Source organism: Corynebacterium sp. (assembly GCF_030538285.1).
Lineage (GTDB): Bacteria > Actinomycetota > Actinomycetes > Mycobacteriales > Mycobacteriaceae > Corynebacterium.
Genome location: NZ_JAUNUG010000026.1, coordinates 21,987 through 40,537 on the forward strand (window position 1 = coordinate 21,987; position 18,551 = coordinate 40,537).

Sequence of the window (18,551 nt, forward strand, 5' to 3'; positions counted from 1 at the left end):
TCACTTTCTAGTAGCTACGGGGCATCCCGAGGACTTTGGTCCCCACGAAAGCCTTGATGAGGTTATTGTTCACCGGCGCGACCTGGTACATCCGGGTTTCACGGAACTTGCGCTCCACGTCGTACTGGTCGACGAAGCCGTACCCGCCGTAGGTGTTGAGGCAGACGTTCGCGGCCTCCCAGCTGGCCTCGGAGGAGACATGCTTGGCCATGTTGGCCTCGGCACCGACGGGCTCGTCGTTATCGGCGAGGACGCACGCCTCCCAGCGGAGGGCATCGGCGGCACGGACCTTCATGTAGGCATCCGCGATGGGGAACTGGACGCCTTGGTTGACACCGATTTTGCGGTCGAAGACCTCGCGGGTGGAGGCGTATTTCACCGCCCGGTCAATGAACCAGTAGCCGTCGCCGATAGCCTCGGCGGCAAGGAGAATGCGCTCAGAGTTCCAGCCGTCGATGACATAGCGGAACCCACGGCCGACCTCGCCGACGACAGCGGAGTTGGGGACCCGCACTCCGTCGTAAATGACCTGGTTGGTGGCGTAGTTGAACATGGTGCGCACCTTGATGGGGCGGAAGGCATCGGGCTGGTTCGCGCGGACTTCCCGCAAGTCAACAAGGAAAAGCGTGAGGCCGCCAGTGCGGTCATTAGCGTCGAAGTCACTGGTACGGGTGAGCACGAGGACCAGGTCGGATTCGTCGACCCTCGATGTCCAGCTCTTGTGCCCGGTAATAACCCAGTCGTCTCCGTCACGCACCGCGCGGGTCTGAATCGCCGCTGTGTTGGAGCCTGCGGCCTCCTCCGTGATGGAGAAGCCCTGCAGGCGGATGGATCCTTCAGCCAGACCATGGAGGTAGGTATCCTTCTGCCACTGCGTACCGTGGTTGAGCACGGCCTTCATGGTGTAGAGCTGGGCGTGGCAAGCGGCGGCGTGTCCACCGGATCGGTTGATTTCCTCCATGATGACGGAGGCCTCGGTAATGCCCAGGCCCAGCCCGCCGTACTCCTCGGGGATGAGCGCGGCGAGGAGGCCAGCTTCGGTCATGGCATCAACGAACTCCTGCGGGTACTCACGCTGCAGGTCCTTCTCCCGCCAGTACTGGTCGGGAAAGTCGGCACAGAGCTCGCGTACGCGAGTGCGCAGCTGAGCCAGATCGGGACGGTCTTGTGGTCGCATGGCTGCTCCTAGCAGTCGGGGGGGTGTGGGGAGGTGATCATGAGTGATCTACACCTCATATCGGGCAATATATTGCAGCGAGCCTACTTGCGCAAGGCCCTGCAGAATAATCCTTGTTTACTGCACCTTTTCGAATATAGTGAACTGCCATGAGCATTCTGCATACCGCCCGCACTGCCCTTTTCACCCCCGCCAATCGCCCCGATCGGGTCCGCAAGGCTCTCGATGGGCCCGCCGACCTGGTCATTATCGATCTGGAGGACGCTGTCGCTCCCGATTCCAAGGATGAGGCACGAGCCCTGCTTATCGACGTCCTCGCCTCCCCCTCCCCCCGCGAGATCATCATCGTGCGCATCAACGACCCCTCTTCATCGGTGGGCGCCGCCGACCTGGAGGCCTTGCAGGGGCGGGATGTGTCGGTGATGATCCCGAAGATCAGCGCCAGCACCCCCCTGCCCAGCGGCGTCCCCGTCATCGGCCTGGTAGAAACTGCAGCCGGGGTGCGCGATCTGCACCAGATTGCTGCTCTTGAAGGCATCGAACGGCTCGCACTCGGGGCTGTCGACCTGTCCGCGGAACTGGGCTGCAAATCGAATTCCACCACCATCGATGCCATCCGCGCCCAACTGGTTGTAGCCTCCGCGGCGGCCGGGCTGCCGGCTCCGCTGGAATCACCCTGTGTGAACTTCCGCGACGCGGAGGTCGTCGAAGCTGCCGCCGCCCGCGCCCACCGGGACGGCTTCGGGGGCATGCTGTGCATTCACCCCGCGCAGTTGGCATCCGTCACCGCAGCTTTCCAACCGACCGCAGACGAGATCGCCTGGGCCACTCGTGTCTTGGCCGCCGGCGAGGACGCCTCCGGACTCGACGGGGAGATGATCGATCGCCCCGTCCTGCTCCGCGCGCAGCGGATACTTAGCGCGTCAAGTTAGCCTAAGCTTCCTTGTCTGCCCAGTTCAGAGTGCATAAAATGGGAGATATCAGATACGCGGATGACCTTGTACCACCTAATCCCAAGGAGATTCGCACCATGTCCACCATCACCCAGATTTCTTCCTGCACCACCACCGCCTGCGCCTTCAACAACGAGGGCTGCACCGCGTTCGCGATCAATGTCGGTGGCAGTGAGAACCCCAGCTGCGCCACCTTCACCACGATTGATCTGCGGGCCGGACTCGCGGAGGCCGAGGGCCAGGTGGGGGCCTGTCAACGCTTGGACTGCGCGCACAATGATGACCTCATGTGCACGGCGGCCAGCATCACTGTGGGCGGTGACGCCGCCCTCTGCGAGACCTACCAGGCTCGCTGACCTGCTCCAACAAAGACAAAGAACGCGCGGAACCCATCACTGGGCTCCGCGCGTTCCCCCGGTTTCCGGCTATCAGATACGCGGTGAGGCGTGCCGGACCGAGGTGTAGGTGGCGAGGGCATCAACCGCCCCCGCCAGGTCTGTGATGGTGTCCACCTGTTCCGGGAAGGAGACCAGGACGGTGGTGAGGCGGGCGTCGACAAGCTTGAGCAGGACGATTCCGCTGTGATCGACGTCGACGATCCACAACCGATCCCCGCTGGGTGTGCATCCCGCGAGATCGCGTTCGCTCAGCAGCATTCCCGGTCCCATCCCGACGAGGGCATTGGAGTGCAGGGTGGATAGCTGGCTGTCGGACAGGCGGGTGACTTCGTCGCGGGCGTCGAGCTCGCGGGAGGTGAGCTCGTGGGGGCGATCATGCGCTAGGAGTTGCTGAGGCGAGGTCCGGGTGACTCCATTCGGCCCATGCACCAGGACGGATTCGGTTTCCAGGTGCCCGAGTGCCAGGTGGGGGCCGAGGGTGAGGCCGAGGACCTCGCTGCCTTCTTCCACCGGAAGCCACGTGAGTTGGGCCAGGGCATGGAGGCTGGCGACGGTGATGTCGGCGTCGAACTCGAGGGCCTTTTTCACCCCGTCCACCCGCACCTCGGACGCGCCCATGAGTGCTGCGTCCGAGGCGGGGACGATGACCAGGAGCCGTCCGAGCGCGTCGACTCCGTGGGCCAGTACCTCGACGTGGAGCAGGGGGTCGACGCGGTACGGCACCAGAGTCAGTGCTCCGGCGCCGGTGAGGATCCGTCGGGCGAGGTTGTCGCCGTAGGCGGATGGGCTGGCCATAGACACTCCCTTACGTTGAGGTAAGGCTAACCTAGCTTAGGGTGACCTTCCCGTCAAGCGCGTCGCGGACCACCTCCGCGAGATGCCTCGCCCGCCGCCCCGTGCCCTGCTCAATCTGCGTCCGGCAGGAAAAGCCATCGGCGATGACCTCACCCGCCGCGGCCCGCACCCGCGGGAACAGCTCCCGCTCCCCCAACTCCAGCGACATCTCCCCATGCCCCGGCTCGAAACCCCAGTTGCCGGCCAAACCACAACACCCGGTGGCGATCTGCTCCTCCTCCACGCCCAGCGCCCGCAGGATCGCCGCCGCATGCTTTGGCGCACCCACCGCCCGCTCGTGGCAGTGGACCTGCGTCAACGCCTGGATCCCGTCCGCCGACACTCCCAGCTCCGCCAGTTTCGGCCCGACGAACTGAGCCCAGGAAACCGTGGCCGCCGCCAACCTCGCAACGTCGGGATCGTTGGTGAGGGAGGGGGCGTCGATAAGCATGGCAGAACAGGACGGCTCCACCGCCACCACCGGCAGACCGCGATCGAGATAGGGCCGCATGACCCGGGCGGTGCGGTGCAGCACGCGACGCACCATGCCCAACTGCCCCGTGGAATGCCAGGTCAGACCGCAGCAGACGAACCCCGTAGGGATCTCGACGCGGTAGCCGAGGCGCTCCAGCACCTCCACCGCGGCCTGCGCGGCCGTGGCGTCCATGCGACTGAAAGTATCGGGCCACAGGACGACAGGTTCACCGGCACCACCCGCCCGAAGACGCCCACCCCGCAGCCGCGGCAGCGGGCGAGCCGGATCCAGACCGAGTACCCGCGCCATCCCCGGCAGGCGCAGCACTATTCCCGCCAGCCAACGCGGCACCCGCAGCAGCACCGGCAGCCACCCGAGGGTGTAATGCGCGCGGGGGCGCAGGCCACGGTGGTGTTCGTGAAGGAATTCGGCCTTGTAGGTGGCCATGTCCACGCTGACGGGACACTCGCTGGCGCACGCCTTGCACGACAGGCACAGGTCGAGGGCTTCCGCGACCTCCTGCGAGTGGAAACCATCGAGAGTCTCACCCCGCATCGCCTCCGACAGCAGGCGGGCGCGACCGCGGGTGGAATGCACCTCATCGCCCGTGACCTGGAAAGACGGGCACATCGCGCCGGTGTGGGAGCGACAGGAACCGACACCGACGCACCTGTTGATGGCATTGACCAACGAGCCGCGATCCCGCTCCAGGGCGTGCACGGGCGTGACCTCAAGACGTCGCTGCGCCCGCCCCATCCGCAGCCCCTCCCCGAAATCCTCCGCCCACACGAGCACACCGGGGTTGAGCACGCGCTCGGGATCGAAAATGAGCTTGAACTGCTCGAATACATCACGCAACGCAGGTGAGTACATATGGCGCAGGAGGGAGGAGCGGGCTCGCCCGTCGCCGTGCTCCCCGGAGAGGCTGCCGCCGTAATCGGTGACCAAGCGGGCAGCGTCGCGCATGAAACGCCGGAAGGTGCGCAGCCCCTCCTCGGATTCGAAATCGAAGCTGATGCGCACGTGTACGCACCCCTCCCCGAAGTGCCCGAAAGGTATGCCGCGCAGCTCGTGGAAGGCCATGAGGTCATAGAGTTCGCGCAGGTAAGCAGCCAGATTCTCGGGCGGGACGGCAGAATCCTCCCAGTTGGGCCAGGCCTCACCACCATCGGGAAGCCGGGTGACAATCCCAGCCGCCGCCTCCCGGATCCGCCACAGCGCGCGCATCTGCTCCGGGTCCGTGACAATCCGCTTATCGACGCCGTGCGCGATCCCCGCCGCCCGAGCCTCCGCCTCCGCGGTGGTTGCGGCGGTGACTTCGCAGAACAGCCAGCCCCCGGCGTTGGCACCGGGCAGATCCGGGTTGGTGCCCAGGGCGTCGACGAGGTCGCCGCCCATGCCCTCGATGGTGGCGATTCCGGGATGAGTGCGCAGCTGTGCACCAGCCTGCGCTGCGTCGAAGACCGTGTCAAAGGCCAGCACCGCCAGTGCCTTCGCTGGGGGAAGTTCGACCAGGCGGACCGTCGCCTGCGTGATGATGCCCAGTGTCCCCTCCGAACCGGCGATCGCCTTGACCGGGTTCGTGGCCAGGTGGTGTAGGCCGTAGCCGGAGGTCTGACGGGAAAAATGGCCGAGCTCATTGTCGATGAGATCGCCGTGTTCCTCCGCCAGCCGTCGCAGCGCCGCGTCGATCTCCGGGTCGTCGCAGCCGTGCTCGTTGATGGTGACGAGGCGGCCGCCGGCAAGCATCATCGTCACAGAGACGAGGTTGTCGGCGGTGGTGCCGTACGCCACGGAATGCGAACCGCACGCGTTGTTCGCGATCATCCCGCCGATTGTCGCCCGCGAATGCGTCGACGGGTCCGGGCCGAAGGTCAGGCCATATTCGGCTGCGGCAGCGCGGAGGTCGTCGCAGATCACCCCCGGTTCTACCGTCGCGGTGCGCTGCTGCGGGTCGATCGACAGGATGCGGTGGAAATGGCGGGAGGTATCGATGATGAGCCCCTCACCGATGGCGTTACCCGCCACCGAGGTACCGCCCCCGCGGCCGACGACGGGCCATCCCATCGTGCGGGCATGTTCCAGGGCGGCGCGTACCTCATCGATGCTGGCCGGCTCTGCGACCGCCGCAGGCACACGCCGGAAGATCGACGCATCCGAGGAGTACGCGGCGCGGGTCATCATGTCGGTACGCAGGCGCATGGTTTCCATTGTGCCTGCTCTCCGCGGTGATGTCGCAGTGATTTCGCGGGGCACTATGCCGCTGCCCGGTAGTCCAGGGATTCAGCCCCGGGCAGCGCAGCAGGCGGCCCATCAGCTCCCCCTTGAAGGCGTCGCGGCACGCGTTCCACGTCTCCGTGAGCTTCCCACCGCTGACGACATCCCGGACGAGAAGCCCGGGGAACACCGCAGCCTGCTCCCGCAACAGGTCGGGGACCACCTGGTCCGAGGCGAAGACGATGAGGCCGGCCGCACCGTGCGCTGCCCACAGGCGGAAGAACTCGTCAATGACCAGCTCCCGGGCGTTGTACCCCATATGCCAGCGCGTCGTGGGGTCCAATCCGTGGGCACAGCTGGCCACCGGCACCTGACCGCGGGAGGTAACCGACCGGAAACGACGGTGGTGGATGACGGTGACGAGGGTCTGAGTGGTGATGTTCATACTGAAAGTGGCGCCTGCGTCCACGACACGTGTCAGGGGTGGATAGTACGGGCCCGCGAGCTACCGAACCCCTTTCTATATTCCTAACGTCTTTCTTACAACCGATTAGGTATTTCTGTTGACCGAATAAACCTGTCTACTATGACCTCGGACACATGCCCGGTGATTTACGTTCGATCTCTCACCCGGGCTTCACTACTCAGAATTGGATGGAACTCGAATGGACAACGTCTTTAGGTTGATCGGAAGGATCCCAGGCGCACTTATGATCGTGCCGCTCTTCCTGGGTGCAATGATCAACACCTTCTTTCCGGATCTGCTCCAAATCGGTAGCTTCACCACGGCTCTCTTCAAAGAAGGTACGGCTGTTCTGATTGCCCTCTTCTTCATCTCTGTCGGTTCTCAGATCAATCTGAAGACGGCTCTGCCCTCCCTCGAAAAGGGCAGTATTCTCCTGCTCGCCAAGTTCGGCATCGCAGTCTCTGTGGGCCTCGCAGTCGCGTTCCTTACCCCTAACGGCACATTGTGGGGTCTCCTCCCGCTCGCCATCATCGCCGCGATGTCCAACTCCAGTGGATCGCTCTTCGTGGCACTGACGTCTCAGTTCGGCTCCAAAACGGACAAGGGATCCATCTCCGTCCTTTCCGTCAATGACGGCCCCTTCCTCACCATGATCGCGCTGGGTGCAGCCGGTCTCGCGGACTTCCCCCTCATGACGCTGCTCGCCGCCATCTTCCCGATGATCCTCGGCTTCATTCTCGGCAACACCTCGGAAATCGCACGCAACTTCCTCGCCCCGGGCGAGAAACTCATCATCCCCTTCGCCGGCTTCGCCATCGGTGCGGGCATCGACTTCGGCGAGCTCATCCGGTCTGGACTGATCGGCGCCGTTCTCGGCCTCGTCGTCCTAGTCTTCTCGGGTACCTTCACCATTCTCGCGATCTACGTGTGGCACCGGGTCCGCCGTCACCCGAAGGAGACGCGCAACCTCGTTTCCGGAGCAGCTGAGTCTGCAGTTGCGGGCAACGCCATTGCGACACCTGCTGCCCTCGCTGCGATTGACCCCTCCCTTCAGTCCATCGCGGGAGAAGCAACTGCTCAGATCGCGACCGCCGTCATCGTCACTACATTCATCACCCCCTTCCTGGTCGCATTCGTGGCCCGGAAACAGAAGCAGTACGGGATCAGTCCGGCTGCCGAGGATGCGATGTTCGAAGGCAAACTCGGAAGACTGCGTGCCGACAACACCGAGCCAATTCCTACAACCCACCTCACATACAGCCGTCCTCCGGGCAGTGCTGATACAGGCTCAGCTACTCCACAATCGCCCGACGAATCGCCTCACTGATCTGTTTCACGATGGGGTTTCTGGACCCCCGTCGGGTACAGACCGCCAAGCCGATGGGTTCTATGCCGGTCAGTGGCCGAGACACGACCTCTGACCGCGCCCCATCCAGCGCTCCTTCCGGAACCGCAGCAATCCCGGCCCCTGCGCCCACCAGGGTCAGCAACGTCGACGTCTTATCCGCCTGGTGCGCAACCCTCGGCATGAATCCCGCTTTCTTGGCCGCTGCGAAGAGACTGATCGCTGCGGCCGCATTGGCCGGATAAGAGACGAAATCACAATCCCGCAGATCAGCCATATCGATCGGGCCGGAATCGATGGAGAGCGGATGGTCTTCGGGCATTGCAAGCACGAAAGGGTCTTTTCTCAGCAGTTCCAGCACGGTGTCCTCGCCTGTTACGGGAGGTCGAATGATTCCCAGATCCAGTTCCCTTCTCCTCAATCGTTCTTCGATGTGCGGAGTCAGGAGTTCCGTTTCCACATGGACGCGGATGTCAGGAAGCGCATGCCGCAGGTACTTGACTACATCGATGAGAACGTCGTAACTCGCTGAACCCACGAATCCGATACGCACCACGCCCCGGGCCCCCGTGGAGATGTCCCTCGCTTCCGCAACCACACGGGTAGTCTGATCGAAAATGCCCGGTAATCTCTCATACAAGTATCTACCAGCGGGGGTCAGTTCCACTATCCGCGTAGTGCGGCTGAATAGGCTGAACCCCAGCTCAGACTCCAGCGCTTTAATCTGCTGTGACAGTGGGGGCTGAGCCATGTGAAGTCGCTCGGCAGCACGAGTGAAGTTCAGTTCTTCCGCGACCATGAGGAAGTACCGGATCTGGCGAAACTCCATGTCGACTTCCTCCCACGTAGTGAACGTATATAGAACCTAACTTCGCCGATACACAAATCCAACCAGACAATGGAGCACACATGGATATGAATCCTCAGAACTCAAACCAAAAGCTGCGTATCGCAGTCCTCGATGGGCCCAACATCGCGAACATTGGCAATGAACCGGACCATCGGTACCACACCCTGCATGATTGGGAAGAACTTCGCGATCTTGTCGCGCGTGTGGCGGACACTCTCGACCTCGATGTCACCCATATCGCCACCAACTACGAAGGCAAGCTGCTCGAATGGCTGCACGCCAATTCACAGAGTTTCGACGGCATCGTCATCAACCCAGGAAGCCTGACCTCCTACAGCGAAGGTCTGCGTCACGCACTCGAGGAGACCCGCAAGCCGTTCGTGGAGGTCCACTTCTTCAACACTGTGAAGCATTTCGCTCGCGTGTCCCCCCACATCAGACTCGAATCCAGAATCACTGCCTCTGCGACAGGAGTCGTTTCGGGTTTCGGCCAGCATTCCTACACCGCCGCACTTTTCGGTCTCACCAGTTGGCTTCGCGACCAGGCCGGAGGTGAGGGCTGATGTCCAGGAACTCCCGCTCATTGAGGATGAGCGACACAGTGTGGACCATCGGCATTATCGACGGGCCAAACATGAGCCAACTGGGAAAACGTGATCCCACAAAGTACGGAACCATCACCTGGGCTCAACTGGAAGCACAGAACCAGACATGGGCTGAACAGCTCGGAATCCGTATCCTGTCCATCGCCGCTAACGAAGACGGTGAGATCATTGACTGGATCCACACACACCGAGACACGGTGGACGGCTGGATCGTCAACCCGGCCGGAATGCAGACGTACGCAGAAGGTCTCCGACAGGCCTTCGAGATGTCGGGTAAGCCCTACGCCGAAACTCACTTCGCCAATACAGTGCGGCATTTCGCCCAGGCATCACCTCATGTCCGGCTGGAATCAGGGCTCACCAGCCAGGCTCAGAGTCTGGTGATGGGCCTGAGGCAACACAGCTATCTGACATCACTCGTCGGGCTCACACTGCATCTCGACGAACATGCGCAGGTGGGTGAAGACTAGGTCCCCCTACCTGAACGGCACCTCACCGATCGCGCGGCGCAGCTTGCGGGTGCGCAGGCGCTCCGGGTCCTCGGCCAAGGACTCCACGGCGCGGACCGCGCACATGACGTGCGCCTGCTTGGAGTTGGAGTAGAAGGCCTGCGCCTGGGCTGGCAGCTTCGGCACGGCGTGCAGTGGCAGGTCAGAGACCGAGAGCAACGTGCCATAGGGAACCCGGTAGCGGTAACCATTGGCGGCCAACGCGCAGGACTCCATATCGACGGCCGCCGCGGTGGAACCGCGCAGGTTCTCCCACAGCTCGCGCGGGGTATGCCACTCCCAGTTGCGGTCGGCGGTGGATAGGACGGTGCCGGTGCGCATGAGGGAATTGTCATCGCCGTAGATCTCCTCGACGGCGGCCTCCAGCGCGATTTGGATCTCGGGGATGGCGGGGATGGGGATCTCGCGGGCGATGTGGCCGTCGAGAATATTGTCCTGGCGCTGGTAGGCGTTGCCGAGGATGAGATCCCCGATGCGCATGCGGCCGTCCATGCCGGCGCAGTGGCCGATCATGATCCACGCCTCCGGGCGCAGCACCGCGAGGCAGTCGGTGATGGTTTTCGCGTTGGAGGGGCCAACACCGATGTTGATCATGGTGATGCCGTCGCCGTCACGGGTGCACAGGTCATAGCGCGGCATCTGGAAGGCGGAACCGAGGTCGAGGGAGGGGGCATCAATTCGCGCGGCATTGTCCCGGGAAATCTGCCGGCCGGAGGGCAGCAGCAGATCGGTGTAGCGCGAATCTTCGCGGGTGAGTTCGTGCAGCCCGAAGTCGACGAACTCGGTGGTGTGCATGTCGTAGTTGGTGAACAGGATGAAGCGCTGGAGCGTCTCCACCTCGATGCCGGTGTAATGCTCGATGCGGGCACACGCGATGTCGAAACGCTGCGGGCCGAAAAGAAACAGCGGCTTCTCCGGCCCGTGGAAGGCATCCCATTCGCCGTCGACGATGCCGTCGTGGACGTCATCGAGCGTGGGGCGCGGGATCTCCGCGGCGCTGTCCCCGGCGCGCCGCGCCTCGGAAATGCCCTCGATGCCGCGGATGTACTCCGGTGGGATTCTTTGCGACGACGGGCCGATGAAAATCTCGCACGGGTAGTTATCCGTCAGCCGGGTGAGCTGTTCGCGCAGGTAGTCGCGGATAATGTGAGGCTTCGAGACGATAGCTGAGTAGCGGCCGGCCTCATCGACATAACCGAAGGGTTCGTTGCGGTCGATGGGGCGCCACGACTTCACGTCCACGATGATCTTGGGGTAGGTGACATCGCGGTAGTCGTCGTAGGTGCCCTCATCGAGGATGGTGCGGGCCAGGGCGGTCGCGTGGTCGTATAGCTCGACGAGGCCGTCAACAGCCTCGTCGACATCGTGAACCTGTTCCATGGGCGCCAGCCTAATGAAATGAGGCGGGAACCGGAGTGAACCACCACGTCCACCGGTTCCCGCCTCAGTCCAGAAGAGGTTGGAGCCCCCTCAGCATAGGTTAGGCTACCCTTGCCTGTCTAGGGGGTGGGGGAAATTACTCCTGCGGAGTAGTGGGGGTGCGTTCGGCGCCGAGGCGGGCGTCGATACGCAGCAACCCTGCGCCATCCTCACCGACCATCTTCAACTGATCGATAATGCCGCCCACCGTGTCCTCCTCCTCAATCTGCTCGTTGAGGAACCAGTTGACCAGCGTGCGCGAATCGAAATCCTGCACCTCATCCGCGACGCGGGCCAGGTTGCGAATCATCTCCGACACCTTCTGCTCATGCTGCAACGCAATCGAGAAAGCATCGAGCGCGGAATCCACGGTGAGGTCCGGGATCTCAATACTCGCCAGCTGCACATGCCCCCCACGCGCCAGAATGTGATCCGCGATCTTGCCGGCGTGCACACGCTCCTCATCCGCCTGCGCCGCCATCCACGTGCTCATCCCATCGAGCGACAAAGCAGAAAGTTCATAGGCCAGCTGCTGATAGATCAGCGCCGCCTCGTGCTCCGCCGTGACCTGCTTGTTCAGTGTGTCCAAAAGCTTCTCATTGATCTGCATGGTCCCATGCTAGGGAAAAACCATGGCTGCTGTGGCTGAGGTCTCTTCGTTAGGCTCGGACCCATGGCCACCGACTACCTCGCAGACCTCACCCGCGACCTCAACGATCGGCTGCAGTGGTTCCGGCCCTCCACACACGAGGGCGATGCCGAAAACCCCCCGGCCCGCGTAGCCACCAAACCCGACCTCCCGCTCGTCGCCCGGCTACCCGCTCGCGGCCACTATGAAGACGACTGGCGAGCCCGCCCCACCCCCGACCGCCCCTGGCCCGTCATCCTCATCCACGGCACCGGCGACACCAACGGAATCTGGCAACATCTAGCCGTTGACCTGCGCAAAGAAGGGTGGGCAGTGTTCGCCCCCGAGTTCGGCCAACGATGCACCGCCCGCGTCGAGGAATCCGCCGAACAGGTCGGCGCCTACATTGACGTCGTCATGGCCACCACCCGCGCACAGCAAGTCGTGCTCGTCGGCCACTCCCAGGGAGGCGTCCTGGCCCGCTACTGGATGCGCATCCTCGACGGGGCTCCCAAGGTCCGCCACCTGGTCACCCTCGGCGCACCCAACCACGGCACCACGATGGGCGGCATGCTCTCCTCGATCGCCAACACCAAACTCGGCGAATCCATGATGTCCTCGGCGATCTCCTCCTGGTTCGGGCCCTCCGGATTCCAACTGATCACCGGGCATCCACTGCTGGATGAGATCAACTGTGACGGCGACACCGAGGAAGGGGTCGGTTACACCAACATCGCGACCAAATTCGACACCCTCATCCAGCCGCTGGAGACATGCTTCCTCGAATCCGATGACCCGGACGCGGACATCACCAACATCGTCGTCCAGGACCTGGAACCGAAGTCCCGCGTGCTTCACGTCGAGCTCCCCGGTGATGCGCGAGTGCGGCACATCGTCCGCGAGGCATTGAACACCATCACGCTATAAGCAGGGTGCGCGAGAACGCGGGCTACAGACCGAGCTCATCCAGCAGCGCATCAAAGGCGGGTGCGACCGGGGTGCGCCACAGCACATCAACACGCGGGTCGGCCCGCCCGGGCCCACCGTTGATCACTGCCACGCGCTTTCCCTGCCGCTGCGCCTCCAGGACAAAGCGGTAGCCGCTCATCACCGCCAGCGAAGACCCCACCACCAGCAACGATGCCGCTCGATCCAGCATCGAGGCTGCCCGTTGCTTCCGTGCCACCGGCACCGGCTCCCCGAAGTACACCACGTCTGGTTTCAGCCGCACCGAGCCACAGCGCACGCATCCGACCATGACGAAACGATCCACCGCCGACTGCGGCAGCGTGACATCACCGTCCGGGTTGACCATCGACGGATCGAAAGCAATAGAGGCCAGATAACCGGGGTTGGCGGCCTCCAAGCGCTCCCCGAATACTCGCCGGTCCTCGCGCTTCTCACAGTCCAGACACATGACGGTATCCAGGTCGCCGTGCAGGTGCAGCAGATTCCCGGAACCGGCAGCGCGGTGCAGCCCATCGACGTTCTGGGTGACCACGCCACTGAGGTGCCCGGCGCGCTCCAACTCCACGAGGGCAAAGTGGGTGCGGTTGGGGGAGGCCTCGTCCATCTGCCGCCAACCGACGAAAGAGCGCGCCCAGTAACGGTGGGAGGCCGCCGGGTCGTGCCGGAACTCCTGATACGTCATCGGCCGGTGGCGGCTGAGTGACCCGCCGGGTCCGCGGTAGTCGGGGATGCCGGAGTCCGTCGACACTCCCGCGCCGGTGAGCACCAGCGCGGGGCCGGCACTCAGCTGCTCGGTGACCTGAGCTAACGCCCGCTCCGGCGGGGTCGGTTCGGCGGTCTCGGCCACGACTCTCTGGATCGAGCGCAGCGCGGAGCGGTGCGAGGAGTTGATCGCGGGATCCTCTGAGAGGGGCGAAATCATGGCCGCCCTATCCGAGCAGCTTCTCAATGAGCTCCTCGTGGGAGTTGACGTCCGACACCTCCTGGGGCGTGGGGGCCGGTTCGGGGTCGGTGCCACCGACCGCGGCCAGAATCGCCTGTTCCAATGGGGAAGTCATGGGTGCGATCCTACCCCGCCAGCACCCGGGTCAGCGCCCGGGCAACGCGGTCCGGCGCCAGGGATCGGCCCAGGTAAAGGGCCTTGTCCAGGCCGGATACCCCGTAGTGGACCTGGCCGCGGGCCCAACGTCCCTGCGCGGTTGCCGCGCGCCACACCACGTCGGCTACCTGCTCCGGGGTCAGCCGCACCCCGAGCCTGCGTACCGACGCCGCCTCCACGTCCGCCATCCCAGTCCGCGTCCACAGGGGCCACACGTCGACGACACGGATACGGTCGCGGCGCCACTCCAGGCCCAGCGCCTCGGTGAGCCCGGCGACGTAGAACTTCGATGCCGAGTACGCGGCGATCTGCGGCTGACCGTAGATAGCCGACGCCGAGGACATGTTCACCAGCGTGCCGCCCCCGCGCAGATACTCATAGGCTGCCCGCGCACCGAGGGTGACGCCGAGGCAGTTGACGTCGAGAAGCTGCTGCAACGCCTGTGGGTCCGCCTGCGCGAGCGGACCGTCGACGATGACGCCGGCGTTGTTGTCCACGACGTCGATACGCCCCGCGACGGCGGCGAAATCCGCGAGGGCGGCGTCCCAGGAGGCCGCTGAGCGGACGTCGATTAGCCCTGCATGAACTTCAGATGACCAGGTCACCGGGTTGATGTCATAGGCACCGACCACCCAGCCCGCGGCGAGGAAGCGTTCGGCGACGGCGCGGCCGATACCGGTGGCCCCTCCCGTAATGAAGATCGATGGCATAGGTTGAAGCCTATGACGTTTCTGGCAGCTCGGCACGCACAAGCACAGTGGTCCGCCACCCCGGTCGCCGATAGGAAGGCCATCATGTTGGCCTTCCATGACCTGGTGCTCGAGCGGCAGGCGGAGCTTCTGGACGTCATCCAGCTCGAAACAGGCAAGGCCCGCGCCCACGCCTTCGACGAGGTGCTCGATGTCGCAGTCACTGCCCGCCACTACGCGTTCCGCGCCGCCCGCCTCCTGCGTCCGCAACGCGCTAAGGGAGCGTTACCCCTGGTCACCTCGACGCGGGTGGACCGGGGGCCGAAGGGTGTCGTCGGTATTATCGCGCCGTGGAACTACCCGCTCACCCTCGCGGTCTCGGACGCGATCCCCGCGCTGTTGGCTGGCAACGCGGTGGTGCTCAAGCCGGATGAGAAAACCACCGGCACGGCGCACCTGGCGCTGGCGTTGCTAAAGGAGGCAGGGCTCCCGGCGGATGTCATGCAGATCATCGAGGGCGGTGCCGACGCCGGGCAGCAGGTCGTCGCCGAATGCGACTATCTCATGTTCACGGGCTCCACGGCGGTCGGCCGGAAGCTGGCGGCGCAGGCCGGGCAGCGGCTCATTGGGTTCTCTGCGGAGCTCGGCGGCAAGAATCCGCTCATCGTCCTCCCGTCCGCGGATATTGAGCGTACGGCCCGTGGCGCTGTGGCGGCGTGCTTCTCCAACGCCGGGCAGCTGTGCATCTCGATCGAGCGGATCTACGTCCACGACGAGGTCGCCGATGACTTCATCGCGGAGTTCGTCGCGCGGACAAAGCAGCTGCGTCTCGGCCTGGCCTGGACCGATGACGTCGGCCACCTCATCTCGCCGGAGCATTTGGAGCGCGTCGCCGAGATGGTCGCATCCGCCGTGTCCCAGGGCGCGCGGGTGCTCACCGGCGGTAAGCACGAGGAGCTGTACTACTCCCCCACCGTGCTTATCGACGTCCCCCACCACGCCGATCTCTATACCAACGAAGTTTTCGGCCCGGTCGTTTACATCGAGCGCGTGCCCAGCGTTGAGGAGGCCGTGACCAGGGCCAATGATAGTGACTATGGCCTCAATGCCTCGGTGTGGGGCTCGGTCCGCGAGGCCCGGGCCGTCGCCTCGCAGCTGCAGGCCGGCACCGTCAACATCAATGAGGGCTTCGCCGCCACATGGGGGTCCGTCGATGCGCCGATGGGCGGCTGGAAGCAGTCGGGCGTGGGCCGTCGGCACGCGGACGAGGGCCTGCTGAAATTTACCGAGTCCCGCACCGTCGCCGTCCAGCGCCTGGTCCAGATCAGCGGGCCGACGGATCTATCCCGCCAGGGATACGCGAAGACGCTCACAACCGCGCTGCGGCTAGGTAAGCGTCTGTTGCGTTAGGGCTCGTCCTGGACGGGCCCGCCAGGTTCCTGCTCCTCGTCGGCTCGCTCCACCGCCTGTTCGGCGACGTCCTGCATGCTTTCCGACGCCGGCTCCTCCCGATCGTTCGTGGTCATCCGGAAGGCGTTGATGTTCTCGCCGTCATGCTCTGGATTCGTCATGGTTATCGCGCCGGCGGGGTGTCGGGGCTGGACTGGTTCGGATCCGCCAGGTCCCCCGGGTCAGCCTGTTCTTCGGCGGTGGGACGGTTGGAGCCGATGCGCTCGTCCACGGCGTCGCGCGCCTTCTGAATGTGCTCCGCCTTGTCCTCGCCGAAACGGTCGGTGGCACGCTGCTGCGCGTCGTCGAGGAGCTCGTCGGTCCTCTTCTCACCCTCCTCGGACTGCAGGTAGTCATTGGCCTTGTTCTTTGCGTTCTCGAAGATGCTCATGGCCCCGACGGTAGCCACGGGCGTGCGGCGACCGCCACCTTCTAGCGGGGTTGTTACGGGATGTTTATAGCTGCCGCTCAACGCAATTCGAGGCTGCACCGAGTTGACGAGTGGAGACTCTCCTCTGGAACCTGATGATTTCGGGATCGGACAACCATTGTTCGGGTAGGAGCCAGAATGGGAATCATCCTCGATGCGGGGCCGGTTTTGAATTTTTCTGGCCGTGAGCCAACAAAACATTCTCATCAAACTCGCGGAAGCCCAAGGTTTGCAGCTTGCGGTTCCCGAGATCGTCAGTTTCGAGATCAGCCGCAAATCCACCCGGGATGCGCTGTTTGCACGGACCCCCGCAGCCGCAACGTGGCAGAAGCTCACGACGACCCAATGAGTGGAGGTGCTATCGGGCGATCGCTCGTATCAGCGGGAAACCCGCCCGTGAACGATTGCGGGAACCCGAGAGCTTGGGGGAGATCCTGGTGATCGCGCATGCTTCGATATTGGCACTGCAAGGAACTGACGTGTTCCTGCTTATCGACGACACCGATGGCCGACAGCGTGCCCTTGCGGAAATTTGATGCTGGACTCGTGCCCCTCGACGTATACCTCGAGAGCGGTCACTAACGCTCAAACAGAACCGAGTCGAGTTCCCCGTGCCGGGAGCATTCCGCCCGCCAGCCCATGGGATGGACCTGAACCTTCATGCGTCGGCCGCAAATCTGGCAGTAACGCGGGGGCTCCAGGCCAGCGGCCGCGCCGACGGATAGCGGGCGTTCCTCCACGCCCAGCTCGGCGCCGGTGTTCGGGTGGAAGAGCGGCGCCTCCCCGGCAGCACAGGCGGCGGCAAGCTCGCCCATCAGATGACCTGGCCGACGGCCTTGATCGGGATGCGCAGGCCGTCGAGCATGTCGACGTCCTTTTCCATGGGTCGACCCAGGGTGGTGAGGTAATTACCGACGATCAACGCGTTCGCGCCTCCCTTCAGCCCCTGCTCGACGCCGAGGTCACCGAGGGTGAGCTCGCGGCCTCCGCCGAAGCGCAGGGTGGCCTTCGGCATGGCCAGCCGGAGCATGGCGGTGGCTTTGAGGGCTTCGGCGGCGTCGATAAGCGGGCGATTGGCGAAGGGGGTGCCGGGACGGGGATCGAGGAAGTTGATGGGCACCTCCTCCGGGGCGAAGGCGGCGAGCTGGACAGCGAACTCGGCGCGCTGCGCCAGTGATTCACCCATGCCGAGGATGCCGCCGGAGCAGACCTCGATGCCGGCATCGCGGATCATCTCGAGGGTGCGGTGGCGCTCATCCCAGGTGTGGGTGGTGGCCACGCGCGGGAAGAAGGAGCGCGCGGACTCCAGATTGTGGTTGTAGCGCTTGACACCGGCCGCCTTGAGGCGTTCGACCTGCTCCTGGGTGAGAATGCCCACGGAGACCGAGACGTGGATGTCCACCTCGGCGTAAACGGCAGCGACGGCCTCCTCGAGCTGGACCATGAGGCGCTCGTCCGGACCCTTGACCGCGGCGACGATGCAGAACTCGGTGGCGCCGGACTTCTGCGTCTGCTTCGCGGCCTCCACCAGCTCGGCGATGTCGAGCTGCACGGCGCGGACCGGGGATTCGAACAGGCCCGACTGGGAGCAGAAGTGGCAGTCCTCGGGGCAGCCGCCGGTCTTGAGGGAGATGATGCCCTCGATCTCCACCTCCTCGCCGCACCAGCGCAGGCGCACCTGGTGGGCCAGGTCGAGCAGCTCGGGGAGGTGGGTGTCGTCGAGTTCGAGGATCTCGAGCAGCTCGGGCTCGGTGAGGCCCTGGCCTTGTTCGAGGGCGGTCTCGCGGGCGCGGGTGAGGATGTCGGGGGTCATGCGGCTCCTAAGCTTGAACGGTGTTCAAGGCAGTGTAGCCGATGTGTTGAACGATGTTCAGTGATAGGCGAATGAGGGCTGGCCCTGAAAGGCTTACATCAACCACCCTGCCCGGGAGCATCGCCCCAGGTCAGGAATGGTCGTATGTAAGATTTTCAGGGCCAGCCCAAACCAACCGGACGCTAGAAGCAGAAGATCGCTCCCGCCGCGCGCTCCTCGTGGAAGG

The 18,551-nt window shown here is 64.2% G+C and carries 22 protein-coding genes; 8 read left to right on the top strand and 14 right to left on the bottom strand.

Annotation, left to right across the window (positions count from 1 at the left end; all coding sequences use genetic code 11):
- Positions 1-7: 7 nt before the first annotated feature.
- Positions 8-1,177 (bottom strand): acyl-CoA dehydrogenase family protein, encoded by a 1,170-nt coding sequence (locus tag Q4G50_RS09530; protein WP_303377427.1) that lies wholly within the window; start codon positions 1,175-1,177, stop codon positions 8-10.
- Between the two features lie 149 nt (positions 1,178-1,326).
- On the opposite strand from Q4G50_RS09530, the gene Q4G50_RS09535 reads away from it, so the two are divergent.
- Both Q4G50_RS09535 and Q4G50_RS09540 read left to right on the top strand, forming a co-directional pair.
- Entirely contained in the window at positions 1,327-2,109 is a 783-nt protein-coding gene (locus Q4G50_RS09535) for a CoA ester lyase (RefSeq protein WP_303377428.1), read from the top strand.
- Between the two features lie 98 nt (positions 2,110-2,207).
- Positions 2,208-2,486 (top strand): DUF1540 domain-containing protein, encoded by a 279-nt coding sequence (locus Q4G50_RS09540; RefSeq protein WP_303377429.1) that lies wholly within the window; start codon positions 2,208-2,210, stop codon positions 2,484-2,486.
- A 72-nt stretch (positions 2,487-2,558) separates the two neighbouring features.
- Here Q4G50_RS09540 and Q4G50_RS09545 read toward each other — a convergent pair whose 3' ends face one another.
- From Q4G50_RS09545 to Q4G50_RS09555, 3 genes are read right to left on the bottom strand one after another with little or no spacing between them, the layout of a single operon-like run.
- Positions 2,559-3,323, bottom strand: a complete 765-nt coding sequence (locus tag Q4G50_RS09545; RefSeq protein ID WP_303377430.1) for a hypothetical protein — start codon at positions 3,321-3,323, stop codon at positions 2,559-2,561.
- A 31-nt stretch (positions 3,324-3,354) separates the two neighbouring features.
- On the bottom strand, positions 3,355-6,039 hold the full coding sequence (locus Q4G50_RS09550; RefSeq protein WP_303377431.1) for an FAD-binding and (Fe-S)-binding domain-containing protein: 2,685 nt from the start codon (positions 6,037-6,039) through the stop codon (positions 3,355-3,357).
- Positions 5,936-6,499, bottom strand: a complete 564-nt coding sequence (locus Q4G50_RS09555) for a hypothetical protein (RefSeq protein WP_303377432.1) — start codon at positions 6,497-6,499, stop codon at positions 5,936-5,938. Before Q4G50_RS09555 ends, Q4G50_RS09550 begins: the two co-directional genes overlap by 104 nt.
- A gap of 220 nt (positions 6,500-6,719) precedes the next feature.
- Here Q4G50_RS09555 and Q4G50_RS09560 point away from each other — a divergent pair, with 220 nt between their 5' ends.
- Positions 6,720-7,847: a 2-keto-3-deoxygluconate permease gene (locus Q4G50_RS09560; RefSeq protein ID WP_303377433.1), complete on the top strand. Its 1,128-nt coding sequence runs from the start codon at positions 6,720-6,722 to the stop codon at positions 7,845-7,847.
- Here Q4G50_RS09560 and Q4G50_RS09565 read toward each other — a convergent pair.
- Entirely contained in the window at positions 7,813-8,694 is an 882-nt protein-coding gene (locus Q4G50_RS09565; protein WP_303377434.1) for a LysR family transcriptional regulator, read from the bottom strand. The genes Q4G50_RS09560 and Q4G50_RS09565 overlap by 35 nt on opposite strands.
- 80 nt (positions 8,695-8,774) lie before the next feature.
- On the opposite strand from Q4G50_RS09565, the gene Q4G50_RS09570 reads away from it, so the two are divergent.
- Together Q4G50_RS09570 and Q4G50_RS09575 are read left to right on the top strand one after the other, a co-directional pair.
- Positions 8,775-9,278: a type II 3-dehydroquinate dehydratase gene (locus Q4G50_RS09570; RefSeq protein WP_303377435.1), complete on the top strand. Its 504-nt coding sequence runs from the start codon at positions 8,775-8,777 to the stop codon at positions 9,276-9,278.
- On the top strand, positions 9,278-9,790 hold the full coding sequence (locus tag Q4G50_RS09575; RefSeq protein WP_303377436.1) for a type II 3-dehydroquinate dehydratase: 513 nt from the start codon (positions 9,278-9,280) through the stop codon (positions 9,788-9,790). Before Q4G50_RS09570 ends, Q4G50_RS09575 begins: the two co-directional genes overlap by 1 nt.
- Before the next feature lie 6 nt (positions 9,791-9,796).
- On the opposite strand, the gene amn is transcribed toward Q4G50_RS09575, so the two are convergent.
- A complete protein-coding gene (amn, locus tag Q4G50_RS09580; RefSeq protein WP_303377450.1) occupies positions 9,797-11,218 on the bottom strand; it encodes an AMP nucleosidase in 1,422 nt (473 codons plus the stop codon).
- Between the two features lie 127 nt (positions 11,219-11,345).
- Positions 11,346-11,858, bottom strand: a complete 513-nt coding sequence (locus Q4G50_RS09585) for a ferritin (protein WP_303377437.1) — start codon at positions 11,856-11,858, stop codon at positions 11,346-11,348.
- A gap of 63 nt (positions 11,859-11,921) precedes the next feature.
- Between Q4G50_RS09585 and Q4G50_RS09590 the strand changes: the two genes are divergently transcribed.
- The gene (locus tag Q4G50_RS09590) at positions 11,922-12,803 is read left to right on the top strand and encodes a triacylglycerol lipase (protein ID WP_303377438.1); all 882 of its coding nucleotides are present in this window, start codon (positions 11,922-11,924) and stop codon (positions 12,801-12,803) included.
- A gap of 22 nt (positions 12,804-12,825) precedes the next feature.
- On the opposite strand, the gene Q4G50_RS09595 is transcribed toward Q4G50_RS09590, so the two are convergent.
- The 3 genes from Q4G50_RS09595 to Q4G50_RS09605 are packed head-to-tail and all read right to left on the bottom strand — an operon-like array spanning position 12,826 to position 14,654.
- Positions 12,826-13,767 (bottom strand): Sir2 family NAD-dependent protein deacetylase, encoded by a 942-nt coding sequence (locus Q4G50_RS09595; RefSeq protein ID WP_303377439.1) that lies wholly within the window; start codon positions 13,765-13,767, stop codon positions 12,826-12,828.
- A 7-nt stretch (positions 13,768-13,774) separates the two neighbouring features.
- On the bottom strand, positions 13,775-13,903 hold the full coding sequence (locus tag Q4G50_RS09600; protein ID WP_303377440.1) for a hypothetical protein: 129 nt from the start codon (positions 13,901-13,903) through the stop codon (positions 13,775-13,777).
- 10 nt (positions 13,904-13,913) lie between these two features.
- Entirely contained in the window at positions 13,914-14,654 is a 741-nt protein-coding gene (locus Q4G50_RS09605; protein WP_303377441.1) for an SDR family oxidoreductase, read from the bottom strand.
- A 12-nt stretch (positions 14,655-14,666) separates the two neighbouring features.
- Between Q4G50_RS09605 and Q4G50_RS09610 the strand changes: the two genes are divergently transcribed.
- Positions 14,667-16,043, top strand: a complete 1,377-nt coding sequence (locus Q4G50_RS09610) for a succinic semialdehyde dehydrogenase (protein WP_303377442.1) — start codon at positions 14,667-14,669, stop codon at positions 16,041-16,043.
- Here the strand turns inward: Q4G50_RS09610 and Q4G50_RS09615 are convergent.
- Together Q4G50_RS09615 and Q4G50_RS09620 are read right to left on the bottom strand one after the other, a co-directional pair.
- Entirely contained in the window at positions 16,040-16,204 is a 165-nt protein-coding gene (locus Q4G50_RS09615; RefSeq protein WP_303377443.1) for a hypothetical protein, read from the bottom strand. The two genes, Q4G50_RS09610 and Q4G50_RS09615, sit on opposite strands and share 4 nt — an antisense overlap.
- A 2-nt stretch (positions 16,205-16,206) precedes the next feature.
- Positions 16,207-16,473, bottom strand: coding sequence for an Rv0909 family putative TA system antitoxin (locus Q4G50_RS09620; protein WP_303377444.1), 267 nt, complete (start codon positions 16,471-16,473; stop codon positions 16,207-16,209).
- A 223-nt stretch (positions 16,474-16,696) separates the two neighbouring features.
- Here Q4G50_RS09620 and Q4G50_RS09625 point away from each other — a divergent pair, with 223 nt between their 5' ends.
- A complete protein-coding gene (locus Q4G50_RS09625) occupies positions 16,697-16,861 on the top strand; it encodes a hypothetical protein (protein ID WP_303377445.1) in 165 nt (54 codons plus the stop codon).
- A 229-nt stretch (positions 16,862-17,090) separates the two neighbouring features.
- Here Q4G50_RS09625 and Q4G50_RS09630 read toward each other — a convergent pair whose 3' ends face one another.
- Complete coding sequence (locus Q4G50_RS09630) at positions 17,091-17,327, bottom strand: hypothetical protein (RefSeq protein ID WP_303377446.1); 237 nt, start codon at positions 17,325-17,327, stop codon at positions 17,091-17,093.
- On the bottom strand, positions 17,327-18,325 hold the full coding sequence (bioB, locus tag Q4G50_RS09635; protein WP_303377447.1) for a biotin synthase BioB: 999 nt from the start codon (positions 18,323-18,325) through the stop codon (positions 17,327-17,329). The genes Q4G50_RS09630 and bioB overlap by 1 nt, the downstream gene beginning before the upstream one ends.
- Positions 18,326-18,551: the final 226 nt, after the last annotated feature.